The sequence below is a fragment of the Microbacterium sp. NPDC090007 genome (assembly GCF_044748345.1).
Lineage (GTDB): Bacteria > Actinomycetota > Actinomycetes > Actinomycetales > Microbacteriaceae > Microbacterium.
This window is the reverse complement of the sequence record NZ_JBIVFV010000002.1, coordinates 61,063-73,993: the sequence shown is the minus strand read 5'-3', so window position 1 is coordinate 73,993 and position 12,931 is coordinate 61,063. Positions and strand designations below refer to the sequence as shown.

Genomic DNA, 12,931 nt, shown 5'->3' with positions numbered 1-12,931 from the left:
CGCGGTCGCGGGATGCCCGCGGCCACGAATCGGGCGCGACGCGGTGCGTCGGCTATCCTCGTGTGACCGGTCACGCAACAGCGCGCGACCCGCGATGAGGCGGACCATGAGCGACACCGACATCCCGGAGGCGAACGGGCGCGCCCCGAGCATCCGCGACGTCGCGCGGCTGGCGGGTGTTTCGTATCAGACCGTCTCCCGCGTGATCAACAACAGTCCGCAGCTGCGACCCGAGACGGCGGAGAAGGTCCGCTCGGCGATCGCGGAGCTCAAATTCGTGCCGAACCAGGCCGCGCGCGCCCTGGCGACGAGCCGGTCACGGCTCATCGGCGTGCTCGGCCCGCGGATGACCACGCACGGCACGTCGGCGATGGTGCAGGCCATCGAGTCCGTCGCGCGGACGGCGGGGTATCGCCTGACGCTGACCAACCTGGCCACCAGCGCTCCCGACGACGTGCGGGCATCGATCGACCACCTGATGCAGCAGTCGGTCGAGGGACTGATCGCGGTCGCTCCGCAGACGAGGGTCGTCCCGATCCTCGAGGAGCTCCAGCTGCCCGTCCCCGTGCAGACGGTGTCGTCGTCGGGCACCTCCACCTCCCGCAACGATCAGACCGCGGGCGCCCGTGCGGCCGTTCGCCATCTGATCGAGCTCGGCCACACGCGCATCCTGCACATCGCGGGTCCGCGAGACTGGGTCGAAGCCGACCATCGCATGCGCGGCTACCTCGCCGAGATGGACGCCCACGATCTCTCACCGCGACCGCCGGTGCTGGGGGACTGGACCGCGCACTTCGGGTTCGAGGCGGGGCTGGAGCTTCTGCGCACGGAGGACGCCACGGCGGTGTTCGCCGGCAACGACCACATGGCGCTCGGGTTCATGCACGCCGTCCGCGCCCGGGGGCGCTCGGTGCCCGAGGACGTCTCGGTCGTCGGCTTCGACGATGTGCCCGAGTCGGCGCATCTCTGGCCGCCGCTCACGACCGTCCGGCAGGACTTCGCCGGGATCGGCGCGCGCGCCGTGACCGATCTGCTGACGACGTTGGGCGCCGACGTGGGCGACGCCGTGGCGGCCGAACCCGACCACCTGCGTCTGATCGTGCGTTCCTCGACCGCGCCGCCGCGCGCGTGAACCCTCGCCGATACGTCACGTTTGCGCAACGGCGCGTTTCGGAACGCACGGGGACTTGACAGCTCCGCCTGCGGGCGGGGTAGCATCACACACACAATGTGAACGGTCACATGACCGGTCGCACAGGCCGACGGGACTCGCTGCGGAGCGGATCCGTCGAGACGAAGATGTTTCGAACGACACGGCAGGCGCCGTGTCCCGGACGGCTTCGTTTCGCCCCGCCGACTCGTGCGCCGATCCTGCACCGGGCGCCATCAGCGGTGGGCTCCATGGGGAGAGACCGCGCACACACCCAACGGAGGGAACCAGAGTGAAGAAGCACAGCATGCTCAAGGCGGTCGCGGGAGCGGGCGTCCTCGCGCTCGGCATCGGCCTCGCCGGTTGCGCGGGCGACCGCACGGGCGGTGGAGCCGGTGACTCGGAGGAAGCCGGCGGCATCATCGGCGTCGCCATGCCGACGCAGCAGTCCGAGCGGTGGATCGCCGACGGCAACAACGTCAAGTCGCAGCTCGAAGAGCTCGGCTACCAGGTCGACCTGCAGTACGCCAACGACGACATCCCCACCCAGGTCTCGCAGATCGAGAACATGATCACCTCGGGCGCCAAGGCCCTGATCATCGCCTCGATCGACGGCACCACGCTGACCGACGTGCTCCAGCAGGCCGCCGACGCGCAGATCCCCGTGATCGCGTACGACCGCCTCATCAACGGCACGCCCAATGTCGACTACTACACGACGTTCGACAACTTCCAGGTCGGCGTGCAGCAGGCGACCTCCCTGCTGACCGGCCTCGGCGTGCTCGACGAGTCGGGCAACGAGACCGGCGCCACGGGCCCGTTCAACGTCGAACTGTTCGCCGGCAGCCCCGACGACAACAACGCCACGTTCTTCTGGGACGGCGCGATGGAGACCCTCAAGCCGTACATGGACTCGGGCGTGCTCGTCGTCCCGTCCGGCCAGACCCAGTTCGGTCAGGCCGCGATCCTGCGCTGGCTGCCCGAGACGGCCCAGGAGCGCATGGAGAACATCCTCACCGTCATCGGCTCGACCAAGCTCGACGGGGTGCTCTCGCCCTACGACGGCCTGTCGATCGGCATCATCTCCGCCCTCACCTCGGGAGGCTACTCCGCCAGCGACCTCCCCGTCATCACGGGTCAGGACGCCGAGGTCGGCTCGATCAAGTCGATCATCGCCGGTGAGCAGTACTCGACGATCTTCAAGGACACGCGCGAGCTCGCCAAGCAGGCCGTGACCATGGTCGACGACATCCGCAAGGGCGAGGAGCCCGAGGTCAACGACACCGAAACGTACGACAACGGCGAGAAGGTCGTCCCCTCGTACCTGCTCGAGTCGACGATCGTCACCGACGCCAACTACAAGGAGATCCTCGTCGACAGCGGTTACTACACCGAGGCCGACCTGGGTTGATCCCCCGGGAGGGTCCGCACTCTCCCTCCCCGCCTCCGCCGCGGCCCGAACCGGGTCGCGGCGGAGGCTCCCGCGGGTCAGCCCCCGGCGCCCGCCTCACCATCCCGACCGGCCACGAGCCGGTTCTGCAAGGAGGACCTCGTGAGCACCATCCTCGAGATGCGCTCGATCACCAAGGAGTTCCCCGGCGTCATCGCGCTCGCCGACGTGTCGTTGACCGTCGAGCGCGGGACGGTTCACGCCATCTGCGGCGAGAACGGTGCCGGCAAGTCGACCCTCATGAAGGTGCTCAGCGGTGTGTATCCCGCGGGCGACTACCGCGGCGAGATCGTCTTCGACGGCAACACCGTCGAGTTCAAGGACATCCGCGACAGCGAGGCCGCCGGCATCGTCATCATCCACCAGGAGCTCGCCCTCAGCCCCTATCTGTCGATCGCCGAGAACATCTTCCTCGGCAACGAGATCACCCACCGCGGCCTGATCGACTGGGATGCCACGAACCGCGAGGCGGCCAAGCTCCTGGCCCGCGTGGGCCTGGGCGACAGCCCCGACGTGCCGGTCAACGAGATCGGCGTCGGCAAGCAGCAGCTCGTCGAGATCGCCAAGGCGTTGTCCAAGGACGTCAAGCTCCTCATCCTCGACGAGCCGACCGCGGCCCTCAACGACGACGACTCCGAGCACCTGCTCGATCTGATCCGGCATCTGCGCGGTCAGAACATCACGTGCATCATCATCAGCCACAAGCTCAACGAGATCCGCGCGATCGCCGACGAGGTCACGATCATCCGCGACGGTCGCACGATCGAGACGCTCGACGTCGCCACGGGCGGCACGAGCGAGGACCGCATCATCCGCGGCATGGTGGGCCGCGAGCTGGAGAACCGCTACCCCGACCGCGACGTCGAGATCGGCGACGAGGTCCTGCGCATCGAGGACTGGAACGTCAGCCACCCCACGGACGCCAACCGCACCGTCATCCACAGCGCGAACCTGAACGTGCGCGCGGGCGAGGTCGTCGGTATCGCCGGCCTCATGGGCGCGGGTCGCACCGAGCTGGCCATGAGCGTGTTCGGTAAGAGCTTCGGCTCGCGCATCTCGGGCACCGTCTACATCAACGGCGAGAAGGCCGACACCTCCACGGTGCCCAACGCCATCCGCAGCGGGCTCGCATACGTGACCGAGGACCGCAAGGGCGCCGGACTGAACCTCATCGACACCATCAAGCGCAATATCTCGCTCGCGGGGATGCGCAAGCTCGTCAAGGGCGGATTCGTCGACGGCGACGAGGAGTACCTCGTCGCCAACCGGTACCGCAAGTCCATGAACATCAAGGCGCCCAGCGTCGACGTGGTCGTGGGCAAGCTCTCGGGCGGCAACCAGCAGAAGGTCGTGCTGTCGCAGTGGCTCTTCTCGGATCCCGAGGTGCTGATCCTCGACGAGCCCACCCGCGGCATCGACGTCGGCGCCAAGTACGAGATCTACACGATCATCAACGCCCTCGCGGCCCAGGGGAAGGGTGTGCTGGTCATCTCGTCCGAGCTGCCCGAGCTCCTCGGCATCTGCGACCGCATCTACACCCTCAGCGAAGGCCACATCACCGGCCAGCTGCCCATCGAAGAGGCCACCCCCGAGGCACTCATGGTGCTCATGACGAAGGAGAAGGAAGCCGACCATGTCAGCGCTTGACAACACCGTGACCCCGCAGGGGCCGGCCACGCCGAAGGGACCCGTCGGCGGTGGCGCCGGCGGTGCCGGCGGCGGCATCGTGCAGTTCTTCACGTCACGCCTGCGCGAGATCGGCATCTTCATCGCGCTGATCGTGATCGTGCTGCTGTTCCAGGCCCTCACCGGCGGGCGTCTGCTCACCGCGGGCAACGTGTCGAACATCATCGTTCAGAACAGCTACATCCTGATCCTCGCGATCGGCATGGTGATGATCATCATCGCCGGCCACATCGACCTGTCGGTCGGCTCCGTCGCCGCCTTCGTCGGCGCGGTGTCGGGTGTGCTGATCGTCCAGTGGGGCCTGCCCTGGTGGCTCGGCATCCTGCTCTCGCTCGTCCTGGGCGCGGTGGTCGGCATGTGGCAGGGCTTCTGGGTCGCCTACATCGGCATTCCGGCGTTCATCGTGACGTTGGCGGGCATGCTGCTGTTCCGCGGCCTCACGCAGATGACGCTGGGCAACACGCAGATCACGCCCTTCCCGACCGAGTACCGCCAGCTCGGCGGTGGCTACCTCTTCCCCGACCTGTTCCCCGCGACCTCGTCTCCGGCGGAGTGGATCACCGTCGCACTGGGTGTGCTGACGCTCGTGCTCTTCGTCGTGTCGCAGGTGCGCCAGCGCGCCAAGCGCGCGGCACTCGAACTGCAGAACGAGCCGCAGACGGCGTTCCTGGTCAAGCTCATCGGCGGCGGTGCGCTCATCGCGTACCTCACCTATCTGCTCGGTGTGGCCCCCGGCTCGCGCGGCACGCCCATCGTGCTCGTGGTGCTGGCGCTGCTGATCATCGGATACTCCACCGTGATGAGCCGCAGCGTCTTCGGCCGCCACATCTACGCCATCGGCGGCAACCGCACCGCGGCCAAGCTCTCGGGCATCAACACCCGTCGCGTCGACTTCATGCTGTTCGTCAACATGGGCGTGCTCGCGGCCCTGGCCGGCATCGTCTTCACGGGGCGCCTGAACTCCGCCGGCCCCGGTGCCGGGAACCTGTTCGAACTGGATGCCATCGCGGCGTCATTCATCGGTGGTGCGGCCGTCCAGGGTGGTGTCGGCCGGGTGGTCGGTGCGATCGCCGGTGGTCTGGTCATGGGTGTGCTCAACAACGGCATGTCGCTCATGGGGATCTCCACAGACGTGCAGCAGTTCATCAAGGGTCTCGTGCTGCTGCTGGCCGTGGCCTTCGACGTCTGGAACAAGAACCGCACGCGCGGTTGATCCCGACCGTCCTCGAACGCCCCGTCGCCTCGCGCGGCGGGGCGTTCGCGCGCCCGCACCCCTCCCCGTCCCTCGCCGCCCTCCCCGCGTGAGTTGCCAGGATGCGTCGCCTCCGCCACGCGTGCGGCGACGATTCGCGGCGACTCGCGCGGATTCGGGATAACCCGAACGCGAGCGGGGGCTGACCGGGCGGCGCCGGGGGAGCCCGCGTCCTACCGTGGAGGACATGACCACGGCATCCGTTCTCCCGCCTCCTCTTCCCGGGCCCTCGCCGACGGCGAGCGCGCCCGACGCGCGCGATACCGCCGCCCCCGCCGTCCGCGTGAGCTCGCCGGGCCGCGTGTTCGGCGCGGCCGCGCAGCTCGCCGCCCTCGGGGTGATCGGACCGGCCGTCTTCACCACCGTCTTCACCATGCTCGGGTGGGGTCTGGGGCTGCTCGCCGCGCTGCTGTTCGGCGTCGTCTTCATCGTCGCCCTCGTCTACGTCCTGTACGCGGTGGCGTGGTTCGAGCGGGCGCGTCTGGACGGCCTCTACGGACTCGGTCTCGCCCCGTTCCGCCTGCGGCGCAGCCCGCGACCCGGATTCGTCGGGTGGCTGCATTCGCTGTGGCTGCAGGCCATCGCCCCCGCGCAGTGGCGGGCCCTGGCCTCGTTCGCCATCTCGACCGTCCTCGGCCTGGCGACCCTCGCGATGATCGGCGCCGCCGCCTGGAGCGTGGCCATCGGCCTCCGCCCCCTCTTCGGGATCGCCGACACGCGCTTCTTCGGCGGGCTGTTCGTCACCGGGGCGTGGGCGCCGGTGGTGGGTCTGGCCGGGATCGTCCTCTCGCTGGCGGTCGTCATCGGTCTGGCGATCCTGCACGGTGTGATCGCCCGGGCGATCTTCGTGCCCTCGCGCGAGGCGCAGCTGCTCGAGCAGGCCCGCACCTCCGACACCCGCCGCGCCGGCGCCGTCCGCGCGGCCGAGGTCGAGCGCACCCGCATCGAACGCGATCTGCACGACGGCGTCCAGCCGCGGCTGGTGTCCATCGGCATGACGCTGGGGCTCGCCCAGACCAAGATCGACGACGACCCGGCGGCCGCCAAGGCGCTGATCGCCGAGGCGCACGCCTCGACCAAATCCGCGATCACCGAACTGCGGCAGCTGGCCCGCGGCATCCATGCCTCGGTCCTCGAGGATCGCGGATTGGATGCCGCCCTCTCGGCGCTGGCGTCGCGCTCGCACATCCCGGTGACCCTCGACGTGCGTCTGCCGCGTCGCTGCGGCCGCGCGGCGGAGGAGGCCGTGTACTTCGCGATCGCCGAAACGCTGACCAACGCCGCGAAGCACTCGCGCGCCGGCGCCTGCCGGGTCGACGTGCGGGTGCGCGACGACGGATCGCTGTGGGCGCGCGTCGAGGACGACGGTCTGGGCGGTGCGCGTGTCGTGCCCGGCGGGGGGCTGGACGGGATCGTCAACCGCGTCACCGCGGCCGGCGGCACCGCCCGGATCGACAGCCCGCAGGGCGGCCCGACCACGGTGGAGGTGAACGTCCCGTGCGCATCCTGATCTGCGAGGACTCCGTGCTGCTGCGCGAGGGGCTCGTCCGTCTGCTCGCCGACGACGGCCACGAGGTGGTCGCCGCCCTCGCCGACGCCGAGGGGCTCGAGGCCGCCGTCGTGGACGCGGCGCCGGACCTCTGCATCCTCGACGTGCGTCTGCCGCCGACCTGGACCGACGAGGGCATCCGCGCGGCGATCGCGCTGCGATCGCGGCATCCGGGTCTGGCGGTCCTCGTGCTGTCGCAGTACGTCGAGGAGCGCTACGCGGCCGATCTCATCGCCGATGGGCAGGGCGCCCTCGGTTACCTGCTGAAGGACCGGGTGGCAGACGTCGCCGACTTCCTCGGCGCGGTGGCCTCGATCGCGCGCGGGGGGACCGTGCTCGATCCCGAGGTCGTCTCGCAGCTGCTGACCCGACGCCGCCGCGACGAGCGCCTGCAGAGCCTGACCGAGCGCGAGCGCAGCGTGCTGGCGCTCATCGCCGAGGGGCGCTCCAACCAGGCCATCGCCGGTGCGCTCTTCGTCTCCGAGGCCAGCGTCGAGAAGTACATCACCGCCATCTTCACCAAACTCGGGCTCGAGCAGGACGACACCGGCAACCGCCGCGTGATCGCCGCTCTCGTGCACCTGGGCCACGACCACACCGGAGCGATCTCATGAGCATCCACACCCCCACCCCGCCGCCCCCGCCGGCGCGTCGTCGCGGCGCCGCTTTCGTGATCTCGGTCGTCACGATCGTGGCCGGTGCCTGCATCGCATTCGGCACGTTCGTCGGCACGGGGCTGTCGGCCGCGCACGGCATGGCGGCGTCGCGGTGGGACGCCGTGGCGAGCGGACAGACGACGTCCGAGGTGGCGCGGGGAGCCCTGTCGTCCCTCGACGTCGTCGTCGCCGGCGCGCAGCTCACCGTCACGTCCGGCGATGTCGAGGCCCCCGAGCTCGATGCCGCCACGAGCGGTCCGAACGCGTGGACCTTCGAACGCGACGGCGACCGGCTCCGCGTGGTCTCGCCGTCCGGGACGTTCATCGGCGACCAGGCCGCGGCGACCTTGACCCTGCCGCGCGACGCGGTCGTCTCGGCCGATGTGCGCGTGAGCGGGGGGTCGGTCGAGGCGGACGGGGATTTCGACGCTCTCGACGTCGAGGTCAACGGGGGCAGCGCGACGCTGTCGGGCACCGCGCGATCCGTCGACCTGTCGCTCGCGGGAGGCACCGCCTCGCTGCGGCTGGACGACACCGCGACCGCCGCCTTCGACGTCGCCGGGGGCCGCCTCACCGCGGCGCTGAACGGCTCGACACCCGAGCGCGTCCGCGTGGACGTGACGGCGGGCTCGGCCGACATCGCACTTCCCGACGACGAGTACGCCGTCACGACCGACGAGGGCGTGGGCACGGTCGACAATGCGTTGCGCACGAACGCCGAAGCCGCCGCACAGGTCGATGTCACCGCGACGATGGGCCGCGTCACTCTCCGCTGACACCGGCGCGACTCGCCGAGATCCGTCGCCCGGGCATGCCCGGAAGCGACAGATCTCGGCGACGCGCGCGGGCGGCGCCGGGACGGGTCACACGCCCTTCAGAGCCTTCGCGATGCGCTGGGGCGAGACGGGCTCAGCCGTGCCCAGGCGCTGGGCGAACAGGCTCACGCGCAGCTCCTCGAGCAGCCACCGCGTCTGCACCAGGTTCGCCGCGGCATCGGCCGGCAGGGGCACGGCACCCCCGGCGTCGACGAACCCGGCCGCCGCGCGCTCGTACTCGGTCATCCTCTGCCGGTCGCGGCCGGGGTTGTCAGACAGGGTCTTCACCCGCTCGAGCGCCCCGGCGAGGTAGCGCGGCAGATGCTGTAGGCGCGCGAGACCCGACCGCGACACGAACCCCGGGAAGATCAGCCCCTTCACCTGGCCCCGCACGTCGTTGAGGGCGCCGAGCAGCGTGATCGACGAGGCGTCCTTCATGGCGCGGTCCACCTCGCGTTGGGCGAGCAGGATCCGCGCGGCGAGAGAGACGGTCTGGAAGGTGCGATCCACGGATGCCGCCGAGTACGCGTCGCGGACCCGTTCGAAGTCCGCCCTCCTGCGCACCACGCCGCTCGGTGCCTCGCGCAGCAGGACATCGTCGGCCAGGGCGACGCGCGCGTCCTCGATGAGCGCCTTGGCGTTCTGGTAGGGGGATGCCGCGAGGGCGAGCTTCTCGTTCGCGGTGAGGTGGTCGAGCACGTACGTCGCGGGCGAGGGCACGGCCAGCAGCAGAAGGCGGCGGATGCCGGCGCGGGTGTGGCGCGCGGCGTCCTCGGGGGTGGCCTCGACCCGCAGGGCGACGCTGTCGCCCTCGTCGACGAGCGCCGGGTAGCCGCGCACCACACCACCGGCGACGGGGGTGTCGACGACCTCGGTGAGCTCGTCGAGGTCCCACGTCGTCAACTTCGTGCGCGAGGCGAAGGCGGGCGAGGCCTGGGCGACCGACGCGGCGGAGCGCGAGGCGGGCCGCTCGCGCGTGACGGCCGACTCGACGCTTGTGCGCGCCCGATCGGCGAGGCGGCGCTGCAGGGCGCCGAGGTCGCGGTCGCTGCCCACGGCGCGGCCACGGGCGTCGACCGCGCGGAACGAGGGCATGAGGTGCCCGGGAACCCGCTCGAGCTCGAAGTCCGCCGCGCTCACGCGCTGGTTCGCCACACGCTGCACGAGCGCGGCGAGGGCGTCGACGAGCGTCGTCCCGGGGAGGCCGCCCGCGTGCTCGGGGCCCTTCTCGGCGAGCTCGGCCGAGAACTTCTCGGCCCAGTCGGCCGCGGGTACCACGTTGCGGCGGATGGTCTTGGGAAGGGCGCGCAACAGCGCGGTGACGAGCTCGTCGCGCATACCCGGAACCTGCCAGTCGAAGCCGTCCGGGCGCAACTGCGCGAGCAGCGGCAGCGGGACGACGACCGTCACGCCGTCGTCGGGGGCGCCCGGTTCGAAGCGGTAGGCCAGGTTGAGGGTCTGGTCGCCCTGCCGCCATCGGGCGGGGAACGCCCGGTCGTCGCCCTGGGCGCGGTCTCCGGTGAGGTCGGACTCGCGCAGGTCGAGCAGGTGGGGCGTGCGGTTCGCGGCATCCCTCCACCAGGTCTCGAACGAGCGCACGTCGGTGACGTCGGCGGGGATGCGGGCGTTGTAGAACGCGAACACCGCCTCGTCGCCGACGAGGATGTCGCGGCGGCGCTCCCGCTCCTCGATCTTCTCGAGAAGGCGACGCTGCTCCTGGTTGCGGCGCAGGAACGCCGTCAGACGCTTGTCGAGCACCGAGGGGTCCCACTCGCCCTCGACGAGCGCGTGACGCACGAACATCTCGCGCGCGAGCGGACGATCGAACCGAGCGAGCTGCACGCGGCGGCGGCCGACGAGCTCGACCCCGAACAGGGTGACCTTCTCGTAGGCGGCGGCGGAGCCGGCATCCTTCGACCAGTGCGGCTCGCTCAACGACCGTTTGACGAGATCGGGGGCGAGGTCCTCGGCCCACGCCGGATCGACGGCGGCGACCGTGCGGGCGAACAGGCGCGAGGTCTCGACGAGCTCGGCGGCCATCACGGCCGAGGGGCGCTTCTTCTTCAGCCCCGACCCGGGGAAGATCGCGAACCGCGCGCCGCGCGCGCCGATGTACTCGCCCTTCGTCGGGCGGGCATCGCCGGGGGCTTTGCGGTCCTTCGTCTGCGCCATGGTGCGCGGATCCAGGATGCCGAGGTGCGACAGCAGTCCGGACAGGATCGCCCGGTGGATGGCATCCCCCGCGGCATGGCCCTCGGGGGCGTCGTCGGACGACCCTCGTCCCACTTCCCTCGGTGGGCGCCCCAACTTCTGCGGACGGGAGGGGTCCGAACCAGCCATGGGCGTGACGGGGTTCTTCGAGCCGCGCCCGCCGTCGCCGCGCCCGCTGTCGCCGCGATCCGCCCCGAGCGACCGCAGCTGGCGGTGGACGTCCATCCACTCGCGCACGCGCACGTAGTTCAGGTGCTCGCTGCGGCACAGGCGCCGGAACGCGCTCGAGCCGAGCTCGGCCTGCTTCTGCTGCAGGTAGTCCCACAGGTTCAGCAGCGATAAGAAGTCGCTGGTCGGGTCGGTGAAACGAGCGTGGAACCGGTCGGCCTCCTCGCGGCGCTCCTCGGGGCGTTCGCGCACGTCCTGGATCGACATGCCGGACACGATCGCGAGCACTTCGGGCTGCACGTCGTTGCGGCGCGCCTCGATGAGCATGCGGGCGAAACGCGGGTCGATCGGCAGCCGTGCGATCTCGCGACCGATCTCGGTGAGACGGGGGCCGTGCTCGTCACCGCGCCCGCCGCGCCGCCGCGAGGGATCGCCGTCGTCCCGGGGGTCGCGCCGCTGCGAACCCGGCGCCGGCAGCTTCACCGCACCCAGCTCGACGAGCAGATCGAACGCGGCCTTCACACCGCGCGAGTCCGGCGGGGTCAGGAACGGGAAGGCCTGGATGTCGCCGAAACCGAGCGACAGCATCTGCAGGATGACGGATGCCAGGGATGTGCGCAGGATCTCGGGCTCGGTGTACTCGGGGCGACGGGTGAAGTCGTCCTCGGAGTAGAGCCGGATCGCGACGCCGGGAGAGGTGCGCCCGGCGCGACCCGAGCGCTGCTGCGCCGACGCCTGCGAGACCGCCTCGATCGGCAGGCGTTGGATCTTCGAGCGGTTGCTGTAGCGCGAGATGCGCGCGGTACCGGTGTCGACGACGTAGCGGATGCCGGGGACGGTGAGGCTCGTCTCGGCGACGTTGGTGGCGAGGATGACGCGGCGGCGTACTCCCGCGACCGTGGAGCGCTCGAACACGCGATGCTGCTCGGCGGCGGACAGGCGCCCGTACAGCGGCAGCACCTCGGTGGGGGCGGCGTCTTTCTGGTAGGCCCCGCGGATGGCATCCGCCGCGTCGCGGATCTCGGCCTCGCCGGGGAAGAACACGAGCACGTCGCCCGCCGGCTCGCGATCGAGCTCGCGCAGAGCCCGCACGACCGCGCCGACCTCGTCGGCGTCGTCGCCGTCGCGGCCGGGCTGGGCGGCGGGCCGTGCAGAACTCCTGGCTTTCTGCGGCCTCGCCGCGCCGCGCCCGCGGGATGCCGGGGCGTCGAGGTCGTCGGTGTCCGCGATCTCCGGAGTCTCGCTCGCGTCGTCGCCGCCGTCCAGCGGCCGGTACCGGATCTCGACCGGGTACGTCCGGCCCGACACCTCGATCACCGGCGCCGGCGTCGGCTCTCCGCCCGGCGCGGCCGGGGCGGCGGCGAAGTGCCGGGCGAAGCTCTCGGGATCGATCGTGGCCGAGGTGACGATCACCTTGAGGTCGGGGCGCTTCGGCAGGATGCGCCGCAGGTAGCCGAGCAGGAAGTCGATGTTCAGCGAGCGCTCGTGCGCCTCGTCGACGATGATCGTGTCGTAGCGGCGCAACAGTCGGTCGCGGTGGATCTCGTTGAGCAGGATGCCGTCGGTCACCAGCGCCACGCGCGTGTCGGCCGACACCTTGTCGGTGAAGCGCACCTTGTACCCGACGGTCGAGCCGAGGGGCACCTGCATCTCTTCGGCGATGCGCTCCGCGATGGTGCGGGCGGCGATGCGGCGCGGCTGCGTATGCGCGATGGACGTGCGCCCGAGCTCGAGGCAGATTTTCGGCAGCTGGGTGGTCTTGCCCGAGCCGGTCGCGCCCGCGACGATCACGACCTGGTGGTCGCGGATGGCGCGCGCGATCTCGTCCCGGGCCGCGCTGACGGGCAGCTCGGGCGGGTAGACGATGACGGGTTCGACGGACACAGCCTTCCAGTTTATCCCGGCGGCACCGCCGCGCGGCGCCCCGCCGGTCACCCCCCCCCCGTCGATAAACGCTATCGGTGTCGAAACACGCCGTGCCGCACCGTGTTTCG

At 70.8% G+C, this 12,931-nt stretch carries 8 protein-coding genes; 7 read left to right on the top strand and 1 reads right to left on the bottom strand.

Features of this window, described 5'->3' with window-relative positions:
* Window positions 1-106 precede the first annotated feature (106 nt).
* The 7 genes from ACIPVB_RS08735 to ACIPVB_RS08705 all read left to right on the top strand — a co-directional run bounded on the left by ACIPVB_RS08735 (window position 107) and on the right by ACIPVB_RS08705 (window position 8,519).
* Window positions 107-1,132: a LacI family DNA-binding transcriptional regulator gene (locus tag ACIPVB_RS08735; RefSeq protein WP_400368292.1), complete on the top strand. Its 1,026-nt coding sequence runs from the start codon at window positions 107-109 to the stop codon at window positions 1,130-1,132.
* Window positions 1,133-1,457: 325 nt separating this feature from the next.
* The gene (gene chvE, locus ACIPVB_RS08730) at window positions 1,458-2,561 is read left to right on the top strand and encodes a multiple monosaccharide ABC transporter substrate-binding protein (protein ID WP_400368960.1); all 1,104 of its coding nucleotides are present in this window, start codon (window positions 1,458-1,460) and stop codon (window positions 2,559-2,561) included.
* 159 nt (window positions 2,562-2,720) lie between these two features.
* Window positions 2,721-4,247, top strand: a complete 1,527-nt coding sequence (gene mmsA, locus ACIPVB_RS08725; protein ID WP_400368958.1) for a multiple monosaccharide ABC transporter ATP-binding protein — start codon at window positions 2,721-2,723, stop codon at window positions 4,245-4,247.
* Window positions 4,234-5,499 (top strand): multiple monosaccharide ABC transporter permease, encoded by a 1,266-nt coding sequence (gene mmsB, locus ACIPVB_RS08720; protein WP_400368291.1) that lies wholly within the window; start codon window positions 4,234-4,236, stop codon window positions 5,497-5,499. Before mmsA ends, mmsB begins: the two co-directional genes overlap by 14 nt.
* 226 nt (window positions 5,500-5,725) lie before the next feature.
* Window positions 5,726-7,048 carry a histidine kinase gene (locus ACIPVB_RS08715; protein ID WP_400368290.1) on the top strand — a complete coding sequence of 441 codons (1,323 nt, stop codon included), beginning with the start codon at window positions 5,726-5,728 and terminating at the stop codon, window positions 7,046-7,048.
* Window positions 7,036-7,701, top strand: coding sequence for a LuxR C-terminal-related transcriptional regulator (locus tag ACIPVB_RS08710; RefSeq protein WP_400368288.1), 666 nt, complete (start codon window positions 7,036-7,038; stop codon window positions 7,699-7,701). Before ACIPVB_RS08715 ends, ACIPVB_RS08710 begins: the two co-directional genes overlap by 13 nt.
* Entirely contained in the window at window positions 7,698-8,519 is an 822-nt protein-coding gene (locus ACIPVB_RS08705; RefSeq protein WP_400368287.1) for a hypothetical protein, read from the top strand. The genes ACIPVB_RS08710 and ACIPVB_RS08705 overlap by 4 nt, the downstream gene beginning before the upstream one ends.
* A gap of 87 nt (window positions 8,520-8,606) precedes the next feature.
* On the opposite strand, the gene ACIPVB_RS08700 is transcribed toward ACIPVB_RS08705, so the two are convergent.
* Window positions 8,607-12,821: a DUF3418 domain-containing protein gene (locus ACIPVB_RS08700; RefSeq protein ID WP_400368286.1), complete on the bottom strand. Its 4,215-nt coding sequence runs from the start codon at window positions 12,819-12,821 to the stop codon at window positions 8,607-8,609.
* Window positions 12,822-12,931 lie beyond the last annotated feature (110 nt).

Excerpts from the sequence above, each read along its gene's own strand:
- ACIPVB_RS08735 (WP_400368292.1), top strand. The coding sequence starts at position 107 with ATGAGCGACACCGACATCCCGGAGGCGAACGGGCGCGCCCCGAGCATC.
- chvE (WP_400368960.1), top strand. The coding sequence starts at position 1,458 with ATGCTCAAGGCGGTCGCGGGAGCGGGCGTCCTCGCGCTCGGCATCGGC.
- mmsA (WP_400368958.1), top strand. The coding sequence starts at position 2,721 with ATGCGCTCGATCACCAAGGAGTTCCCCGGCGTCATCGCGCTCGCCGAC.
- mmsB (WP_400368291.1), top strand. The coding sequence starts at position 4,234 with ATGTCAGCGCTTGACAACACCGTGACCCCGCAGGGGCCGGCCACGCCG.
- ACIPVB_RS08715 (WP_400368290.1), top strand. The coding sequence starts at position 5,726 with ATGACCACGGCATCCGTTCTCCCGCCTCCTCTTCCCGGGCCCTCGCCG.
- ACIPVB_RS08705 (WP_400368287.1), top strand. The coding sequence starts at position 7,698 with ATGAGCATCCACACCCCCACCCCGCCGCCCCCGCCGGCGCGTCGTCGC.